This window comes from Hymenobacter sp. 15J16-1T3B, assembly GCF_020711235.1.
GTDB lineage: Bacteria > Bacteroidota > Bacteroidia > Cytophagales > Hymenobacteraceae > Solirubrum.
On the sequence record NZ_JAJFAV010000002.1, the window covers coordinates 184,389 to 202,568 of the forward strand.

Genomic DNA, 18,180 nt, shown 5'->3' on the forward strand with positions numbered 1-18,180 from the left:
TGCTACGGCTGGCACAGGGCTTCGACCTGCTGGGGCGTCAGAAAAACCCGAAACACCGGCGACGCCGCCGGCTGGGCTCCGATGCGCGCCACAATCCGGCAGGGCGTGGAAACGGCGCCCCGGTAATACTGGTACACGTCCACGTCCATGGTCAGGTAGGAGCGGGCCGCCAGCGTATCCGACCAGAAACTGTTGCCGCAGTAGGATTCGGGCAACGTAGCGAAGCTTTTCCACTGGCCGTCCACCTGGAACAGCAGCTGTACCCCGGCCACCGTGGCATCGATGCGGCCAACGGGTAACGGGTGCGGGCCGCCGTTGACGGCGTACATCCGGGCGAAATGAATGCCGTGCGGGCCGTAAATCAAAAAGTCCGGCAACAGCTTCAGCTGCAGGCTGTCGGTGGGGCGCAGCCGCAGGGCCTCCGCCAAGGGCGCGGTCAACTCCTGCTTCTCCTTGAACCAGGCACTCGACGGAAACTCGTAATACCGCGGCGCCTGTTTAGGGGCTGCGCCGCCGCGCTGGCCCAGCGCCGGCCACGCCAGCATCAGGGTCGGCAAGAGGGCTAGGACGACGCGGGCCGTACGCATAAGCTCAAAAAACGCCGCCCGTGGCTTAGGCCGCCACTTCCGCCGCCGAGCCCACCGACGACGCCGGCGTGGCCGGCCGGGGCTGGGCATCGAAGAGGAACTCGTTGAGCTTGGCGCGCAACTCGGAGGAGGAAAGATTGCGGAACACCTCTCCGCCGCGCACCAACGACATTTGGCCCGTTTCCTCGCTCACCACCAGCACCACCGAATCCGTCACTTCCGTCAGGCCGATGGCGGCGCGGTGGCGCAGGCCCATGGAAGCGGGCACGTCGGGGTTTTCGCTCACCGGCAGGATGCAGCGCGCGGCCCGGATGCGGCCCGCCGCGATGATGACCGCCCCGTCGTGCAGGGGCGAGGTTTTGTTGAAGATGCTCATGAGCAGACGCTTGCTCACGGCCGCGTCGAGCAGGTCGCCCGATTCGGCGTAGAACTTCAGATCGGAGGCCTGCTGGAAGGCAATGAGGGCGCCGGTATTCTTGCCTGCTAGGCTCTTGGCTGCCTCCACGAAGGGCGTGACGGACATGCGCTGCAGCGGCGTTTCCTTGCGCCACGAGAACATGCGCATGCGCTCCAGGGCCGTTACCTTGCCGATGTTGAGCAAAAAGCGGCGGATTTCCTGCTGAAACAGGATGATGCCCGCCAGCACGCCCACCGACATAAACTGCCCCAGAATCATGGTGAGCAGCTCCATGCCGGCGGCTTTCACCACCAGGTAGACGAGGTAAATCGACAGAAAGCCCAGGAAGATGCGCAGGGCCACCGAGCCGGTGAGCAGCTTGTAGATCTGGTAGAACAGAATGGTCACCAGCACCACGTCGACGACGTCGATCCAGCCGATGCGCAGGAAGCCGATGGCGACGGGGTTAAACATGGGCGTGAGGGGTCAGAATCAGGTACTAAGCGTGTTTTCGAGCAGGCGGACGGTCTGCACGGCTTCGGCCACGTCGTGCACGCGCACGAGGCGGGCCCCGCCGAGCACGGCCAGGGTATTCAGGGCGATGGTGCCGGGCAGGGCGGCGTCGGGCGTGAGGCCCAGGGGTTTCCAGACGAGGGTTTTACGGGAAAGTCCTACCAAAAGTGGCAAGTCCAAGACGGCGCGCAGTTCGGGCAGCCGGCGCAGCAGCTCGTAGCTCTGCGTCGGGGTCTTGGCGAAGCCAATGCCGGGGTCGAGCACCACGTCGGCGGCGGGCCAGAGGGCGCGCAGGGCCGTGAGCCGGTCGCGGAAGTAGCGCGTGAGGCTGAGCACCAGGTCCTCGTCGTAGTCGGTGAGCTGGGTCATGGTCTGCGGGGTGCCGCGCATGTGCATGAGCACGTAGGGCACCTTGAGCCGGGCCACCGTGGGGAACATCTCTTCGTCGAGCAGGCCCCCGCCGATGTCGTTGATCATGTTGGCCCCGGCCTGCACGGCCTCGTCGGCCACCCGGGCCCGGAAGGTGTCGACGGAGAGAAACACCTGCGGGAAGCGCCGGCGGATGGCTTCGCAGGCGGGCAGCACGCGGCGCAACTCCTCGTCGGGGCTGATGTCCTCGGCGCCGGGGCGGGAGGAATAGCCGCCCAGGTCGAGGATGGCCGCGCCGGCGTCCAGCATCTGCTCGGCGCGGCGCAGCACCTCCGATTCGGCGTCGAGGCGGGAGCCGGCAAAGAACGAATCGGGCGTGACGTTGAGGATGCCCATGACCCGGGGGCGGCTCAGGTCGAGCACGGAGCCGCCGGGGCAGCGCAGCGTCTGCCGGCCCCGAAATAGCGTATCTTGCGCGGACAGACCAGTCATGGGTAGTTGGTGCTTAGTGCTGGGTGCTTGGTGCTTAGTCGGCCGGACAACGGGCGCCGCCTTCAAGGGGCTGGCGCGGCCCCGGCCGAAGCACTAGGCACTACGCACCAAGCACTGTTTTAAAAATAGCATTTTCACGTTGAACGACCAAACCCCGCGGCAGTACGACGAGGTCATTGGGCAGTGCCGGACGCTGTTTCTGGCCAAAACCCACGACTACGGCACGGCGTGGCGCATCCTGCGCCTGCCCAGCATCACCGACCAGCTTTACATCAAAGCCCAGCGCATCCGCTCCATTCAGGAGAAGGGCACGCAGCTGGTGCAGGACCCCATCGACGACGAGTTCGTGGCCATCGTCAACTACTGCGTCATTGCCCTGATGCAGCTGCACCTGCCCGCCGACGCGCCCCTGGACCTCGACGCGGAAGCCGTGGCGGCTACCTACGACGAGGAAATAGCCGAAAACCGCCGCCTGCTCTTCGCCAAAAACCACGACTACGGAGAGGCCTGGCGGCAGATGCGCGTGTCGAGCATCACCGACATCATCCTGATGAAGCTGCACCGCACCAAGCAGATCGAAGACCTGCACGGCCGCACCCTGGCCTCGGAGGGCGTGGAAGCCAACTACCGCGACATGCTCAACTACGCCGTCTTCGCGCTGATTTTGCGCGGCGCGGCGGAGCAGGCAGGGTAGGAGGGGCAGAGCGCTGCGCTCAGGATGACGGGCTTTTTTCTCCCCGCCATTTTTCCGTTTCGGCGAACAATCCGCGTTGTCCAGCCGTTTGCCAGCCGCTTACTTTGTAGATATGTCCACCTCTGCTTCCGCTGCTGCTACTTCGGCCATGACGGCCGGCCGCCAGCCCTCCCACGCCATGCGCACGCTCGTTCGAGTCTGCTGGTTTCTGCTCGGCGCGCTGTTTATTTTTTCGGGGCTGGTCAAGCTCAACGACCCCATCGGCACGGCCTACAAGCTGGAAGAGTACTTCGAGGTCTTTTCGCGCGAATTCGGCTCGTTCTTCATGGTGTTCCACGGCATGGCCCGCACGCTGAGCCTCACGCTCAGCTCGCTGGAAGTGGTGCTGGGCGTGGCCCTGCTGCTGCGCTGGAACCTGCGCACCACGCTCTGGAGCCTGTTCGCGCTGCTGGTGTTCTTCGCCTTCCTGACGTTCTACTCGGCCTACACCAAAACGGTCACCGACTGCGGCTGCTTCGGCGACTTTATCAAGCTCACGCCCTGGACGTCCTTTGCCAAGGACATGTTCCTGCTGCTGCTCTGGGTGGTGATATTCTTCAACCAGCGCTACCTGCGCCGCGTCTTCGCCAAGGGTACCCTGGGCACCATGTACGTCACGTTTGCGCTGGCCGTGGCCGTGGGCATCGGGGTGTACGCGCTAGGCCACCTGCCCTACTTTGATTTCCTGCCCTACAAGGTGGGCAACGATATCGGCAAGCTGATGCAGCCCTCGGCGCCGCTGCGCTACAAGTACATCATGGAGAAAAACGGCACCACGCAGGAATTCACGGAGTACCCCACGGATACGCTCTGGAAATTCAAGCAAATGGTGGCGCTGAACCCCGAGGACGGCCCCAAAATCACGGACTTCCGCGTGTGGGGCGGCGAGCAGGAAGAACTGACCAAGGAAGTGCTCAGCGGCAACAAGCTGCTCATTCTGATTCAGAACACTGACAAGGCCGACCGGGACCGGTTTCCGCTCATCAACAAGCTCATTGCCGGCGCCGATTCCTCCAAAAAGCACATCACCCCGGTGATTATCACCAGCTCCTCGCCCGCGGAGTTCGACGCGTTCCGCCACGAGGTCAACCTGCCCGGCAAGTACTACTTCGCCGACGCGACGGTGCTCAAGTCAATGATCCGCTCCAACCCCGGCTTTATGCTGCTCAAGGACGGCGTGGTGAAGGGCAAGTACCACTACCACGACATTCCCAGCCGCGCCAAGCTGGAAGAGTCGCTGTAAGGCAGTATGATAAGCACGTCATCCTGAGCAACGCGAAGGACCTTATCACGCCGGAACGAGTCGTTGTGACGATGGTCGTTCTGAGGTGGTAAGGTCCTTCGCGTTGCTCAGGATAATAGAAGACAACACGGTATGCTCCTCTTCATCCTGCGCCGCCTGCTGCACGGCATTCTGATCTTGGCCGGCGTGGCCCTGACGGTGTTCCTGCTGTTTCAGGTGCTGCCCGGCGACCCGGTGGCCCTGCTCGCGGGCCAGCGCAGCGACGTGGCCACCCGCGCCGCCATTGCCGCCGACCTCGGCCTCGACCAGCCCGTGGCCGTGCAGCTGGCCGGTTACCTCAACGACGTGTCGCCCGTGGGGGTGCACCCGCGCGACTCGGCCGGGGTGGCCCGCTACGGCGGCCTAACGCTGCTGCCCTTGGGCGGCGAAAAGGCGCTGGTGCTCAAAAAACCCTACCTGCGCCGCTCGTTTCAGTCGAACAAGGACGTGCTCGATATCTTACTTGACCACTTCGACGGCACCTTGTGGCTGGCGCTGGCGGCCATGCTGCTGGCGGCGGTGCTCGGCATAGCTTTCGGCATCGTGGCGGCTTTGCGGGCCCATACCTGGGTTGATCGGACGCTGCTGACGGTGTCGGTGCTCGGCATTTCGGTGCCCTCGTTCGTGGCCGCCATCCTCATTGCCATGACGTTTGGCTTCTACTGGAGCCACTGGACGGGCCTGAGCCTGACGGGGCAGCTGTTCGAAACCGACCCGTTTACGGCCGAGTCGCACGTGGTGTGGCGCAACCTGCTGCTGCCCGCGCTGGCGCTGGGCGTGCGGCCCCTGGCCGTGATTGTGCAGCTCACCCGCGGCTCCATGCTGGAGGTCCTTTCGCAGGATTACGTGCGCACGGCCCGGGCCAAGGGGCTTTCGCGGGGCCGCACGGTGTGGCACCACGCCCTGCAAAACGCCCTGAACCCGGTGGTAACGGCCGTGTCGGGCTGGCTGGCTTCGCTCATGGCGGGGGCGTTCTTCATCGAGTACATCTTCAACTGGAAGGGCCTGGGCACGGTCACGCTGCGCGCCGTCGAAAACCTGGACTTCCCGGTGGTGATGGGCGCCACGCTGTTCGTGGCCTTCCTCTTCGTGGTCATCAACATCGCCGTGGACGTGCTCTACGCCGTGCTCGACCCGCGGGTAAAGCTGTCGTAGGACGAATGCTGAACAGGAACGATGAGTGCTGAACTGAGTCCCGACGGCGCCGAACCGACATCCGCGGCTGCCACCCCAGGAGCGGAAGCCGGCGCGCAGCCGGCAAGCCAACCGGCCAACCCATTCAGAATTCACCTGGTGGGCATGCCCGCCGCCGGCAAAACCACGCTGGGCCGGGGCCTAGCCGCGCGCTTCGAGTTGCCTTTCCGCGACCTGGACGAGGAAATCGTGCGGCGGGAAGGGCGCAGCGTGGCGGAGATGTTTGCGGCCGAAGGCGAAGCGTATTTCCGACAGGTGGAAGCCGATACGCTGCGGGCCGTGCTGGCCGAGCACCCGCGGCTGGTGCTGGCCACCGGCGGCGGCACGCCCTGCTTTCACCACAACATGGCCCTGCTCACCCAAACCGGCCTCGCGCTCTGGCTCGACGTGCCCGTGGCGGAGCTGGTGGCCCGCCTGCAGCACGCCGCGGCCACGCGCCCGCTGCTGGCCGCCCTGCCCGATGCCGCCGCCCTGGCGCGGCGGTTGGAAGAAACATTGGCGGCCCGGCAGGGGTTTTACGGGCAGGCCGCCCTGCGTTGCGCGGGTCTCACCTGCACGGTCGAGGCCGTGTATGCGTTGGTGCAGCGCTACCTCGCCACGGGCTAAAACCTTTGGGGGCGCGGGCGCGTTTGCGCCGCGGTGGCTACTTTTGCCCCTGAATCACACCTTTCCCAATCTACATGGAACAAAAGGCTGCTCCTGCGTCGGGCCAACTCCACAAGCCCAAGCACAAAGGTTCGGCGCAATTGTTTGACAACCCTGTGCTGGAGCGTATGACGCACACGCACATCGCCGCGCCCCTGTCTATCTTCTTCTGCGTTGCCGCCGTCAGCCTGTACTACGGGCTTAGCCGCGGGCTGTTGACCGGTCTGTCGGCCTTTGGGCTGTTTCTGGTCGGCTGGTTTGCCTTCACTTTGGTGGAGTACCTGATGCACCGCTTCCTCTACCACATGAAGACGAACACGCCCGGCAAGGCGAAGTTTCAGTACACCATGCACGGGGTGCACCACGAATACCCCAAGGACAAAACGCGCCTGGCCATGCCGCCCATTCTGACGGTGTTCGTCGCTTCGCTGCTGTTCTTCATCTTCCGCTTCACGTTCGGCAACGCGGGCTTCGGCATTCTGGCCGGGTTCGTGTTTGGGTACGCCACGTACTTGTTCGTGCACTACGCCATTCACGTGTACAACCCGCCGAAGAACTTCCTAAAGTTCTGGTGGCACCACCACGCCCAGCACCACTACCGGCAGGACGAGGTAGCGTTTGGGGTGTCGACCACCATCTGGGACCACATCATCGGCACCATGCCGGAGGATAAGCGCCAAGAAGCCAAGTCGTAGGCGCCCGCCGGGCGCCCTTGCTAGCGGCGCCGGCCGCATCTCCCCCAAGGCAGATGCGGCCGGCGCCGTTTCTTTGCGTGAGGTATATAGAAGTTGCTTGATGGACTAAAAGTATAATTCAGCGTCATAATTGGAATAATTATACCGGATTTCCTATTTTGGGAACGTATGCCGCCTATTGAGTGGGTATTTTTAAATTTGTAAATGGTAATCTTTGCCCCTTGCGCAAAGCTTGCTTTCATTCCTTCATCAGCTTCGATTGAGCATGCACCACCTCTACCGTTTGGCTCTAGGAGCCGGCTTGCTGCTACAGGCGCTGGCCGTGCGCGGACAGATTGTCCTGAGCAATTTCAACCCCAACACACAAGATTTTAACACCCTCACCACGAGCACGGCCGCCACACCGCCGACCTACACCAACAACGCCACCATGCTGGGGTTGTATCTGGGTTCGAACGTGTACTTCCAGAACTCGCCCACGTTTCCCTATCCCAGCGGCTTCTACGATTACACACCCGACCGGCTGGGTGCCAACGACGGCTCGGTAACGACAGCGCAGTTTTACAGCCTCGGCAGCGCCGGCTCCACCGACCGCGCCATTGGCGGCTTGGCCACCGGGCAGTCGGGCACGGGCTGGGCGGGCCTGCGCTACAAGAACAACACCGGCGCCACCATCAAGAACCTGGCGGTGACCTACACGATGGAGCAGTGGTACAACTCCGGCACCATCGACCAGGCCAACTTCCAGGTGCACTACCGCACCGGCACCACCGTTACGTCGGTGTACCAATCGTCGGGTACCTGGACGGCCGTGTCCCAACTGGGCGTGTTTGCACCGTCGACCACCAAGCCCATTACCAACCAGAACGGCAACGTGGCCAGCAACCGGGTGACGCTGTCGTACACCATTCCGAACGTGAACCTGGCCAACGGTGCGGAAATTATGCTGCGCTGGACTTACTCGCTCAACAACAGCACCAACGGCAACGGCCTGGGCATCGACGACGTGACGGTGACGCCCGAGTCGACCATTTTTTACAGCAAGGCCAACGGCGACTACAACAACCGCGCTACCTGGGGGCCGAACGCCGATGGTACCGGCACGCCGCCGAGCAACTTCACCGACGCCAACCAGATTTTCTACGTGCGCGGCGTGGCGCCCACTACCGACCGCCTCGGCGGAGCGAGCTGGACGGTCAGCGGTACCAACTCGAAAATCGTGGTGGGCCAAGACGGCGCCCCGGCCAAAATGCTGGTAGCGGCCGGCGCCGACATCAACGGCACCGTGGACGTGGCCACCGGCTCGACGCTGCGCATTGAGAAAACCAACTCCAGCACCCTGCGCCTGGGCACCCTCAACGTGGGCAGCACTGTGGAGTACATCGGCACCGCCGACCACACCGTGCAGCCCAAGCAGTACAGCCGCCTACGCGTCATCGGCACCGGCGGCAAAAACCTCGGCGGCGACGTGACGGTGACCGATACGCTCAGCTTCCGCGGCGGTGCCGACCTGGCCCTGGGCGCCTACGACCTCACGCTGTCGTCCCTGGGAGCCATCGTGGGTTCCTCGCCGACCTCGTTTGTGGTGACCAACGGCAAAGGCAAACTGCGCCTGCCGGTGGCTGGCCTGAGCAACGGCACGAGTACGGCGGTGGTATTCCCGGTGGGCACCGACGCCACGTCGTACTCGCCGGTGAGCATTCAGCAGAACACGGCCCAGAGCCAGGACATCTTCGAGGTGCGCGTCATCAACAACGTGTACCACCGCTACAACGCCAACGAGGAACCCTTGGGCCCGGCCGTGCAGGGCGAAGTGGTGAAGAAAACCTGGTTTGTCAGCAAGGAAACGCCGACCATCCCGAACGTGGACGTGCAGCTGGCCATGGAGTGGAACTCGGCCGACGCCACGGCGGACTTCGTGCCCGCTCAGGCCTTTGTGGACCACTTCACCGGCGGGCAGTGGGACCGGGTAACCAACCGCCCCGGCGCCACGCAGCCCCGCGCTAACGCCCACCGCGTGGCGCGCGGCGGCATCAGCAGCTTCTCGCCCTTCGGCGTGTCGTCGAGCGGCAACGGCGTGCTGCCCGTGGCACTGCTCGGCTTCGACGCCAAGCGCACGGCCGGCACCGTGACCAGCACCTGGGCCACTGCCACCGAGCAAAACAACGCCCGCTTCGAGGTGGAGCGCAGCCTCGACGGCAAAGCGTTTGAAACGCTGGGTACCGTGGCCGGCGCCGGCAACAGCACCCAGCGCCGCGACTACAGCTTCGTGGACGCGCACCCGGCCGCCGGGCTGGCTTACTACCGCCTGCGCCAGGTGGACAACGACGGCACCGAAACGCTGTCGAACGTGGTGGCCGTGGCCGCCGTTACCGACAAAGCCGCCGCGCTGACCGTTTCGCCTAACCCCGGCACCGGCCTCTTCGAGGTGTGGACCGACGCCCCGGCCGGCACGCCGCTGCAGCTGACGGTGCAAACGGTGCTCGGCACGGAGGTGCTGCGTCAGCGCCTGACGGCCACCGCCCAGCGCCCGCAGCTCGACCTGCGCCGCTTGCCGGCCGGCGTGTACTACGTGCGCGTGCGTTCGGCCGCGGGCCAGCACACGGCCCGCGTGGTGAAGCAGTAGCCCCGCGCCACCGACGCGCCGTAACGACCGACGCCCGGCTCAGAGCACTGAGCCGGGCGTCGGCGCGATTGGGGAGGTAGAGCTAGTGCCTAGCCCCGGCGGAAAAAGCGGCTGAACAGCCACAGCAGCAGCACGATGACGACGATGACGCCGATAATGCCCGTGTAGGCGCCGGCTTTGAAAATTTCGCCAATGGCTTCGCACCCGGTCAGGGGCAACAACAGCACGGCCAGCAGCATCGGCAGCCAAGGAAGGGAGCGTTTCATGGGGAGTAGGGGAAGAAGGTGCACATCCGGGCGGCCGCGTTCGGGCTGCCAACTATCTATAGGGCGCATACTGGCCAGCCGGCCAAAAGGTTGACGCCCCGGCCGCCGCCCGGCATGAACTATCAGCCCGACTTTCGTGTATCTTGGCCAGATGAGTAACGAAGTAGCCAACCTGAGCCTCGCCGAAGCCACGCGCCACGAGCCCGTGCTGCATTACGCCTACTGCGTCGATGCCGGCAACCGCCCGGTGAACCACACCGGCGACTGGCCCGAAGAGGGCCGGGTGTACCCCGTGCGACTGGTGCCGAGCCGGCTCGAGGGCATGCCCTTGATCCACGTGCTGGGCTTTGAGGGCTCTGCCCCGTACTACAACGCCTTCGGCCCGCACCGCTTCGAAGTGGTGGCCGAAGTATGGTTAAATTAAGATTAAAATCGGGGCTTCGCGCGCTTAGCTGCTGCCTGCCGAAATCAACGAACCGGCGTCCACTGCCTAGTGGACGCCGGTTTTTTTATGCCTAGTCAGCAGCAAGAGGGGTAAACAAGGCCATCGGGTGGGGGTAAGGATTATATTCTTCATGCAATTTTCATAAGTTGCGCCGTCACCACCCCTTGCGGCCGGGGCACACCCACCCCTTTTGTTTCCCGGCCACGCAGTTTTATTGCCCTCAACAGCGGCGCGGCAAACGCAGTGCTATTTTGGATTATTCTGTGTAAACGGGTATGACATTCTTTCTTTTCTCACCCATTCTCACACCCAATGCAAGCACGTTTATCAAGTTGCGCCCCGGCCCGCCGTTGGGCGGCCACTACGCGGTCCGGACGCCGCGCCGCCGGGGCCCTGTTGCTGTTGCTGGCCAGTTCTGCCGGGGCCTGGGCCCAAACGCCGCTCAGCGGCACCTACACCATCAACAACGCCCAGGCCACGGCGGGCACCAATTTCGCCTCCTTCGCCGACGCGGCCACCGCGCTGAACACCAACGGCGTGAGCGGGCCGGTGACGATTAACGTCAGCGGCGGGCCCTACACCGAGCAAGTGCTGCTTAATGCCTTCACCGGCAGCAGCGCCACCAACCGCGTGACCATCAACGGCAACGGGCGCAAGATTCAGTTCGGTTCGAGCGCCACGGCGCAGCGGGCCGTGGTGACGCTGAACGGGGCTGACTACGTGACCATCAACAACCTGCTGGTGGACGCCACCGTGGGCGGCACGAGCACCAGCACCTACGGCTGGGGCATCCAGGTGATGAACGGTTCGGACAACGACGTCATCAGCAACTGCACCGTGTCGAGCAGCACCTCGTCGACCTCGTCGACCAACTTCGTGGGCATCGTCGCCAACAACTCGACCTCGTCGCTGACCACCGGCGGCAACGCGGGCAGCAACCTCACGATTGAGAACAACACCATCACGGGCGGCTACTACGGCATCCGGATTTCGGGTGCTTCCACGGCCGTGCTGCCGGGCTACCAGATCAAGAACAACACCCTGCAGGACTTTTACCTGTACGGCGTGGACGCCGACTACACGACGGGCGCGCAAATCATCGGCAATGACGTGAGCCGCCCGACGCGCACCGTGTTGGCGGCCTTCTACGGCATCTCGCTAGGGGCAGGCAACCTGCTGGCCGACATCGAGAAAAACCGCATCCACAACCCGGCCGGGGGCAATCCGGCCTCCACGAGCACCGTTTTTGGCCTGTACCTGAGCGGCTGCGACGCCCCGGCGGGCTCGGAAAACGAGTTGGTCAACAACCTCGTGTACGACTTCAACGGCGCGGGCATCGAGTACGGCATTTACAACTCCTCCTCCGACAACGTCCGCTACTACCACAACTCCATTTCGCTGGACAACGCGGCCTCGACCAGCGCCGACGAAAGCTACGGCTTTTACCAGACCACGGCGGCCACCGGCATTGAGCTGCGCAACAACATTCTCTCGGTGCGGCGCGGCGGCGCAGGCGAGCGGTACGCCATCACGCTGAACACGGCTACTTCCACCGTGAGCTCCGACTACAACGACCTGGTGGTGGGCACCGGCGCCAACAGCTACATTGGGCGCATCGGCACGGCCACCGCGGGCACCAAGTACGCCACCCTGGCCGACTGGAAAGCGGCCAACTCCAACGCCTACGACCAGAACAGCGTGGCCGTGGTGCCGCAGTTCACCAACGCGGCCACCGGCAACCTGCTGCCCAGCGCCAGCGGCATCAACAACGTGGCCACCCCGCTGGCGCGGGTAACCGACGACGTGACGGGCGCCGCCCGCAGCAGCACCCCCGATATCGGGGCCTACGAATTCACGCCCGGCGCCGACGACGTGGCCGTGGTGGGCCTGACGGCCCCGCTGACCCCGGCTGCGCTGGGCGCCAACACGGTAACGGTATCGGTGCGCAACAACGGCCTCTCGCCCCTGACCTCGGTGCGCCTGCAGTACACGGTAAACGGCGGCACGGCCGTGGTGCAAAACTTCACCGGCCTGAACCTGGCCGCCGGCGCCTCGCAGGCGCTGTCGTTTACGCAGCAGGCCACGCTGGGCGCGGGCGCCACGGCCCTGGTCGTCACGGCCAGCCTGCCCAACGGCAACGCCGACACCAACCCGGCCAACAACACGCTGACCCAGACGGTGTACACCGGCATGGTGGGCACGTTCACCATCAACAAGAACGCGGCCACCGGCGGCACCAACTTCGCCTCCTTCGCCGACGCGGCGGCGGCCCTGAACCTGGCCGGCATTTCGGGCTCGGTGCGCATCAACGTGCTGAACGGGCCCTACACCGAGCAGTTTGTGCTGGGCGAGGTGGCCGGCGTCAGCGCCGCCGATACCATCCTGATTGACGGCGGGGCCAACAAGCAGACGCTGAGCTACGTGGGCACGTCGGCCCAGCCCGGCGCGGTAGTGCTCAACGGCACCGACTACGTAACCCTGCGCAACCTGACCATCGACGCCTCGGCCGGAACCACCTACGGCATCGGCGTGCTGCTGGTGGGCCAAGCCAACCGCAACCGCGTGGCCGACTGCGTGGTGATGGGCCCGGCTACCGCCACCTCGACCACCGGCAACGCGGCCATTGTGGCCAGCGGCGGCGTGACGTCGAGCACCTCGGCCGGCGACGCCAACCACCTGCGCCTCGAGCGCAACGTCATCAGCGGCGGCTACTACTGCGTGGTGCTGACCGGTAACGCCACCACCAACAACGTGGGCCTGCGCGTGACCGGCAACGAAATCCGGGACTTCTACATGTACGGCCTCGACGTGGAAAACCAGGACGGGGCGCGCCTAATCGGCAACAACATCCACCGCAGCACCCGCGCCACCGTCAGCACCTTCTACGGCATCTACCAGACCGGCAACACGGGCACGGCCGTGGAACGCAACCGCATCCACACGCCCTTCGGCGGCATCACCACCACCAGCACCTCGTCGGCCTACGGCATCTACTCCGGCACCAACGACGCGCCGGCGGGCGCCGAAAACGACGTGGTCAACAACCTGGTGTACAACTTCACCGGCGGCGGCGTTGAGTACGGCATCTACAACTCCGGTTCGGACAACGCCCGCTACTACCACAACATCGTGTCGCTGAACAACACGGCGGCCACGTCGACCTCGGCCAGCTACGGCTTCTACCAAATCACGGCGGCCACGGGCATCGAGTTCCTCAACAACATCGTGAGCGTGACGCGCGGCGGCACCGGCAGCCGCTACGCCCTGTACTTCAGTACCACCGGCTCGGCCATTGCCTCGAACTACAACGACCTGCACATCGGCTCGGGCTCGAACTTCTACACCGGCCGCTACAGCACCAACTTCGCCACCCTGGCCGATTGGAAAGCGGCCAACGGCAACGCCTACGACCAGAACAGCCTGCAGGTAGACCCGCTGTTCCCGAGCGCCACCGACCTGGTGCCCGCCGCCACGCAGGTGGTAGCGGCCGGCACAGCCGCCACGCTGCCCCGCGTGCCGGCCGACTTCCTGGGCGTGACGCGCACCAGCCCACCCGACCTGGGCGCCTACACGCTGCGCACCGTCGTCAACGACGTGGACGTGGTGAGCATCGACGCGCCGACCACGCCCGCCGCACTCGGCCTGAACGCGGTGACGGTGACCATCCGCAACGGCGGCACGGCCACGCTCAGCTCCGTCACGCTGGCGTACTCGCTGGATGGCGGCACCCCCGTGACGCAGAACTTCACGGGCCTGAGCCTGGCCACCGGCGCCTCGCAGCAGCTCACGTTTACCACCGGCATCACCCTCACCCAGCTCGGCACCTTTACGCTGACGGTAACCGGCTCGCTGCCCAACGGCCAGCCCGATGCCAACGCCCTGAACAACACCCAGACCACGACCTTCGACCAGCTGACCCCGCCCAACGACGGGCCCTGCACGGCTACCTCGCTGGCCGGCGGCAGCGTCAACAGCTCCAACGCCAACGCCACCTTCGCGGTGCTGAACGGCGTGCAACTGCCCGCCTGCTCGCCGGCGCAGTCGCCGAAGGACGTGTGGTTTACCTTCACGGCCACTGGCAGCAGCACCGTGCTCTACATCACCGGCGACCCCGCTGGCATGGTGCGTGTATTTAGCACTGCCAACTGTGCCGGGCCTTTCACCCAGGTCTTCTGCCAGTCCAGCGGCGTGGCCAACACCAGCGTTGGCACCGTGACGGTCACCGGTCTGACGGCCAACCAGCTTTACTACGTGGCCGTGTCGGGCTACGGCAGCAGCGACACCCAGGGCGCCTTCACCATTGGCCTGACCCCGCTCAGCACCCGCGCCCAGACCAACGCCGCCGCCTTGGCCGTGTACCCCAACCCCAGCGCCACCGGCCAACTGGCCGTGAAGCTGGCCGGTTACGCCGGCGCGGGCTCCATCGAACTGGTCAATGCTCTCGGTCAGGCGGTACGCCGCCAGTCCCTGCAGGGCAGCGGCGAGCAGCACGTCTCGACGCAGGGCTTGGCCGCTGGTCTCTACACCCTGCGCCTGCAAGTCGGCTCCGAAGTGCTGACGCGCAAAGTGGTGCTGCAGTAATGCCAAGTTGAGGCGGTCTGTTGCGGTAGCCCGCCTTTCTGAAAAGCCCCGGCTCCGGTGAGCCGGGGCTTTTTATTTAATAGCTGCTGCGACGCCCGCACTGCGCCCCGGCTGTATCAGCCTCCGGTTCGGCCAGGCGGATGGCAAGGTTGCGTGCATCGGTCCTTGATGTAAAGGGAGCACAGCTCCGGGCGCCGTGCTGTGGAAGCAACCCGGCCGCAACTTAAGCCGCCGCAAGCCGGTACCTAATGGTTATTTCCCATCGACGGCCACCGCTTATGTCTTTATTCGCCTGGCGCGCCCCGGAGCTGCGCCGTTTCGACCGGTGGGCCACCCCGGTGCTGGCCGCAGTGGCCTTGGTCGTGCTGCTCGGTGAAACCCTGCGGCCGCTGCGGCGGCGCACCCGGCCCCGGACCGAACGCTGGCCGCGCAACGTAGCGGTGGCCGGTCCGTCGCTGCTGCTGTTGCGCCTTGCCCTGTTGCCGGCCATGGTGGGCCTGGCGCAGCGGGGCCGCAGCCGGGGCGCCCTGGCCCGCGTGGCGGCGCCGGCGCGGCTGGTACTGGAGTGGCTGCTGCTCGATTACGTGGCTTACACTTGGCACCGCCTGCTGCACGCGCCGCTGCTCTGGCGCCTGCACCGCGTGCATCACCTCGACCGCGACATGGACCTGACCACGGCTTGGCGCTTCCATTTTGGGGAAATGCTGGCTAGCATCCCATACCGGGGCGCCTTGCCGGCGTTGCTGGGTGTGCGCCCGGGCACGGTGCTGGCCTACGAGGCCCTGTTCGAAGCCGGCACGGCATTTCACCACAGCAACTGGCGGCTGCCGCTAGCCCTGGAGCGCAGCGTTGTGCGCGTGCTGGTGACGCCCCGCATGCACGGCATCCACCACTCCGACGTGCGGCGCGAAACGCAGAGCAACTTCGGCGTGGTGCTTACGCTCTGGGACCGGCTACACCGCACCCTGCGCCTGCACGTGCCCCAGCAAGACCTAACCATCGGGGTGCCCGCCTACCCCGAGGCGCCCGCGCAAAGCGCCGCGCAGCTGCTATGCCTGCCGCTGACGCCCCTGCGCCCCTGGGCCCGCCCCGACGGCACCGTGCCCGACCGCCAGCGCCCGGCCCAATCGACCAACTGGCGGACTAGCCCGATGCTGCTTAGCTGCCCCGGGGCTGGAATGGCTGGCCGGGTGCTCCAACCGTAGGCGACATGAACAGAAAACCGGGCTTCTGACGTTATTGCACCATGCATTATCTATTTCGTCGTCGTGGGCTACTAGGTGCCGCGCTGGGGCTGGGTTTACTCGCCGGCTGCGGCTCGTCGGGCACCAGCGTCGAGCCGGCCATTCCGTCGGCCGTGGTCAACGACCTGATTAACCTCAGCAACCAGGACGCCGCGCCCTTGCTCCTAAATAGAGGCTTCATTTATCGCCCCGGCGGGGTGCGCGGCATTATTGTGGTGCGGCAAAGCGCGCAGCAATACCTCGCTTTTGAGCGCAACTGCCCGTACCAGCCTTACGACGCCTGCGCCCGGGTCAGCATGGATCGGTCCGGCTTTTTCCTCGTCGACAGCTGCTGCACCTCGCGTTTCGACCCTTCCAACGGCTTGGTGACTAGCGGTCCGGCCCGCCGGCCGTTGCGGCAGTACACTACTTCCGTAAACGGCAACTTGCTGTATATCACCAACTAGTCAGAGGTGATAAAAAAATATTTGCCGTGGAGTTGCAGAAAAGCGTTCCTGTATCTAATATTGCACCCGCAACGGCAATGAAACGCCGCCATAACCGCTTCCTTAGCTCAGCCGGTTAGAGCATCTGACTGTTAATCAGAGGGTCCCTGGTTCGAGCCCAGGAGGGAGCGCTTTCACTGAGTCAATACCCGCTAGGCAACTGGCGGGTATTGCTGTTTTACGGCGTTTTCGGCCGTTTCTGGCGCTTTTCGCGGGCATGGGCCACGCAATTAGCGCCTTTTAGTTGCGTGTAATCCATGACCAAAATACTGACCAACCTGTGACCAGAACCCGAACGCCCATCGATAAGATCAAGATTCACGTGTACTTGCGCCGCCCGGATGCCCGCGGGTATAAGGAGGCGCGCATCATTGCCTATTTCCACAACACCGACTTCTGCGTGTCGCCCGGGGTGCGCATTTTGCCCGAGCAGGTCGACAAGAAGGGGAGGCCCGAGCAGCTCTACGACCCGGGCACCCAGCGCGTGACCAGCAACCACCCCAACGCCACGCGCATCAACTCGGCCCTGCAGCTGTGGTTCGACCGCATCGAGGCGGCCTTCCGCAAGCTCTCCGGCCCGCACGGCTACACGCGCGTCACCAAGCCGATGATGGAAGCCGAGCTGTTCCCGCCCAGCGCGGATGCACCGGCCCCGGCACCCGCCGCCAAGGCCGCTACCAAGAAGCCGGCGGCCCCGAGCACCGGCGTGACGTGGCGCGAGTTGCTCGAGCAGTGGAAGCACCTGAACCGGCACCTGGCGCCCGACTCGCTGCGCAAGTACGACCAGCTGGCCACGATGATGGAAAGCTGGCGGCCCGAGCTGCGGCCGGCGGCCCTCGACGAAGAAACCGCCGCCGAGTACCGCAACCACCTGCTGGACCAGAAGCTCAGCGACGCCGCGATTAAGGTGCACTTCACCGGCATCCGCAAGTGCTTCGAGCGCCTGGGCCTGCCCACCGATGCCCCGTGGCTGCAATACTCGGCGCAGAACGCGCCGCAGCTCGACTTGGAAATCGACGAGCTGCGGCGGCTGATCCGCTGGCGACCCACCACGGCGCAACTGGCCGAGGAACGGGACCGGTGGCTGTTTCAGCTCTTCAGCGGTCGCCGTTACGAGGACTTGGAAAAGCTGGAGCACGCCCGGCAACGCACTGTACTCACGCTCGACGACGGCCGGCAGGTGCCGGCGCTGCTGCACACCCAGGGCAAAACGGGCCTTGATGCGGCCGTGCCCTTGCCGCCGATTGCCGTGCGCATCGGCGAGCGGTGGCAGTGGCAGTTTCCGGCCCGGGGGCACCAGGACCGAAACGAGTGGATCAAGCAAGTGGCCAAGGAGGCGGGGCTGACGCGCGAATGGGATGACCGCAAAATCAGCGGTGGCAAGGTGCACCACAACTGGCGACCAGTCTGGCAGGTCATCGGCACGCACACGGCCCGGCACACGGCCGGCACCTTGTTAAAGCAGGTGTCGGGCAACAAGGCCCTGGCCAAGCTGGTGCTCGGGCATGCTGACGAAGACGTGACCGACCGCTACGCCAAGGACAAAGCCCGGCTGCTGGCTCCCCAGGTGCTCGAGGCCTGGCAGCAGATTCTGGGCGACTGGTACGACGCCAACCCGGCCTAACG

At 65.0% G+C, this 18,180-nt stretch carries 15 protein-coding genes and 1 tRNA gene; 12 read left to right on the forward strand and 4 right to left on the reverse strand.

Features of this window, described 5'->3' with window-relative positions:
* Positions 1-2: 2 nt before the first annotated feature.
* From LJ737_RS04050 to folP, 3 genes are read right to left on the reverse strand one after another with little or no spacing between them, the layout of a single operon-like run.
* A complete protein-coding gene (locus LJ737_RS04050; protein ID WP_227763169.1) occupies positions 3-587 on the reverse strand; it encodes a hypothetical protein in 585 nt (194 codons plus the stop codon).
* A 25-nt stretch (positions 588-612) separates the two neighbouring features.
* Positions 613-1,458 (reverse strand): diadenylate cyclase CdaA, encoded by an 846-nt coding sequence (gene cdaA, locus LJ737_RS04055; RefSeq protein ID WP_227763170.1) that lies wholly within the window; start codon positions 1,456-1,458, stop codon positions 613-615.
* 18 nt (positions 1,459-1,476) lie between these two features.
* Positions 1,477-2,358: a dihydropteroate synthase gene (folP, locus tag LJ737_RS04060; protein WP_227763171.1), complete on the reverse strand. Its 882-nt coding sequence runs from the start codon at positions 2,356-2,358 to the stop codon at positions 1,477-1,479.
* A gap of 139 nt (positions 2,359-2,497) precedes the next feature.
* On the opposite strand from folP, the gene LJ737_RS04065 reads away from it, so the two are divergent.
* The 6 genes from LJ737_RS04065 (at position 2,498) to LJ737_RS04090 (ending at position 9,533) form a co-directional block, all read left to right on the forward strand.
* Positions 2,498-3,052, forward strand: a complete 555-nt coding sequence (locus tag LJ737_RS04065) for a DUF1599 domain-containing protein (protein WP_227763173.1) — start codon at positions 2,498-2,500, stop codon at positions 3,050-3,052.
* 112 nt (positions 3,053-3,164) lie between these two features.
* Positions 3,165-4,334, forward strand: a complete 1,170-nt coding sequence (locus LJ737_RS04070) for a BT_3928 family protein (RefSeq protein ID WP_227763175.1) — start codon at positions 3,165-3,167, stop codon at positions 4,332-4,334.
* Between the two features lie 132 nt (positions 4,335-4,466).
* Positions 4,467-5,528 (forward strand): ABC transporter permease, encoded by a 1,062-nt coding sequence (locus LJ737_RS04075; protein ID WP_227763177.1) that lies wholly within the window; start codon positions 4,467-4,469, stop codon positions 5,526-5,528.
* Between the two features lie 144 nt (positions 5,529-5,672).
* Entirely contained in the window at positions 5,673-6,173 is a 501-nt protein-coding gene (locus LJ737_RS04080; protein WP_227763675.1) for a shikimate kinase, read from the forward strand.
* Between the two features lie 74 nt (positions 6,174-6,247).
* Positions 6,248-6,907 (forward strand): sterol desaturase family protein, encoded by a 660-nt coding sequence (locus tag LJ737_RS04085; RefSeq protein WP_138076564.1) that lies wholly within the window; start codon positions 6,248-6,250, stop codon positions 6,905-6,907.
* 265 nt (positions 6,908-7,172) lie between these two features.
* The gene (locus LJ737_RS04090; protein ID WP_227763179.1) at positions 7,173-9,533 is read left to right on the forward strand and encodes a T9SS type A sorting domain-containing protein; all 2,361 of its coding nucleotides are present in this window, start codon (positions 7,173-7,175) and stop codon (positions 9,531-9,533) included.
* A gap of 89 nt (positions 9,534-9,622) precedes the next feature.
* Here LJ737_RS04090 and LJ737_RS04095 read toward each other — a convergent pair whose 3' ends face one another.
* Positions 9,623-9,799 (reverse strand): hypothetical protein, encoded by a 177-nt coding sequence (locus LJ737_RS04095; RefSeq protein ID WP_227763682.1) that lies wholly within the window; start codon positions 9,797-9,799, stop codon positions 9,623-9,625.
* 151 nt (positions 9,800-9,950) lie between these two features.
* On the opposite strand from LJ737_RS04095, the gene LJ737_RS04100 reads away from it, so the two are divergent.
* The 6 genes from LJ737_RS04100 to LJ737_RS04125 all read left to right on the forward strand — a co-directional run bounded on the left by LJ737_RS04100 (position 9,951) and on the right by LJ737_RS04125 (position 18,178).
* On the forward strand, positions 9,951-10,223 hold the full coding sequence (locus LJ737_RS04100) for a hypothetical protein (RefSeq protein ID WP_227763180.1): 273 nt from the start codon (positions 9,951-9,953) through the stop codon (positions 10,221-10,223).
* A 333-nt stretch (positions 10,224-10,556) separates the two neighbouring features.
* Positions 10,557-14,825, forward strand: coding sequence for a beta strand repeat-containing protein (locus tag LJ737_RS04105; protein ID WP_227763182.1), 4,269 nt, complete (start codon positions 10,557-10,559; stop codon positions 14,823-14,825).
* Positions 14,826-15,103: 278 nt separating this feature from the next.
* Positions 15,104-16,030: a sterol desaturase family protein gene (locus LJ737_RS04110; protein ID WP_227763183.1), complete on the forward strand. Its 927-nt coding sequence runs from the start codon at positions 15,104-15,106 to the stop codon at positions 16,028-16,030.
* Between the two features lie 41 nt (positions 16,031-16,071).
* The gene (locus LJ737_RS04115) at positions 16,072-16,515 is read left to right on the forward strand and encodes a Rieske (2Fe-2S) protein (RefSeq protein ID WP_227763185.1); all 444 of its coding nucleotides are present in this window, start codon (positions 16,072-16,074) and stop codon (positions 16,513-16,515) included.
* 96 nt (positions 16,516-16,611) lie between these two features.
* A tRNA-Asn gene (locus LJ737_RS04120) sits at positions 16,612-16,685 on the forward strand.
* A 149-nt stretch (positions 16,686-16,834) separates the two neighbouring features.
* Complete coding sequence (locus LJ737_RS04125) at positions 16,835-18,178, forward strand: tyrosine-type recombinase/integrase (RefSeq protein WP_227763187.1); 1,344 nt, start codon at positions 16,835-16,837, stop codon at positions 18,176-18,178.
* Positions 18,179-18,180 lie beyond the last annotated feature (2 nt).

Coding starts and splice junctions, on each gene's coding strand:
- LJ737_RS04050 (WP_227763169.1), bottom strand. CDS start 587: ATGCGTACGGCCCGCGTCGTCCTAGCCCTCTTGCCGACCCTGATGCTG.
- cdaA (WP_227763170.1), bottom strand. CDS start 1,458: ATGTTTAACCCCGTCGCCATCGGCTTCCTGCGCATCGGCTGGATCGAC.
- folP (WP_227763171.1), bottom strand. CDS start 2,358: ATGACTGGTCTGTCCGCGCAAGATACGCTATTTCGGGGCCGGCAGACG.
- LJ737_RS04070 (WP_227763175.1), top strand. CDS start 3,165: ATGTCCACCTCTGCTTCCGCTGCTGCTACTTCGGCCATGACGGCCGGC.
- LJ737_RS04075 (WP_227763177.1), top strand. CDS start 4,467: ATGCTCCTCTTCATCCTGCGCCGCCTGCTGCACGGCATTCTGATCTTG.
- LJ737_RS04080 (WP_227763675.1), top strand. CDS start 5,673: ATGCCCGCCGCCGGCAAAACCACGCTGGGCCGGGGCCTAGCCGCGCGC.
- LJ737_RS04085 (WP_138076564.1), top strand. CDS start 6,248: ATGGAACAAAAGGCTGCTCCTGCGTCGGGCCAACTCCACAAGCCCAAG.
- LJ737_RS04090 (WP_227763179.1), top strand. CDS start 7,173: ATGCACCACCTCTACCGTTTGGCTCTAGGAGCCGGCTTGCTGCTACAG.
- LJ737_RS04095 (WP_227763682.1), bottom strand. CDS start 9,799: ATGAAACGCTCCCTTCCTTGGCTGCCGATGCTGCTGGCCGTGCTGTTG.
- LJ737_RS04100 (WP_227763180.1), top strand. CDS start 9,951: ATGAGTAACGAAGTAGCCAACCTGAGCCTCGCCGAAGCCACGCGCCAC.
- LJ737_RS04105 (WP_227763182.1), top strand. CDS start 10,557: ATGCAAGCACGTTTATCAAGTTGCGCCCCGGCCCGCCGTTGGGCGGCC.
- LJ737_RS04110 (WP_227763183.1), top strand. CDS start 15,104: ATGTCTTTATTCGCCTGGCGCGCCCCGGAGCTGCGCCGTTTCGACCGG.
- LJ737_RS04115 (WP_227763185.1), top strand. CDS start 16,072: ATGCATTATCTATTTCGTCGTCGTGGGCTACTAGGTGCCGCGCTGGGG.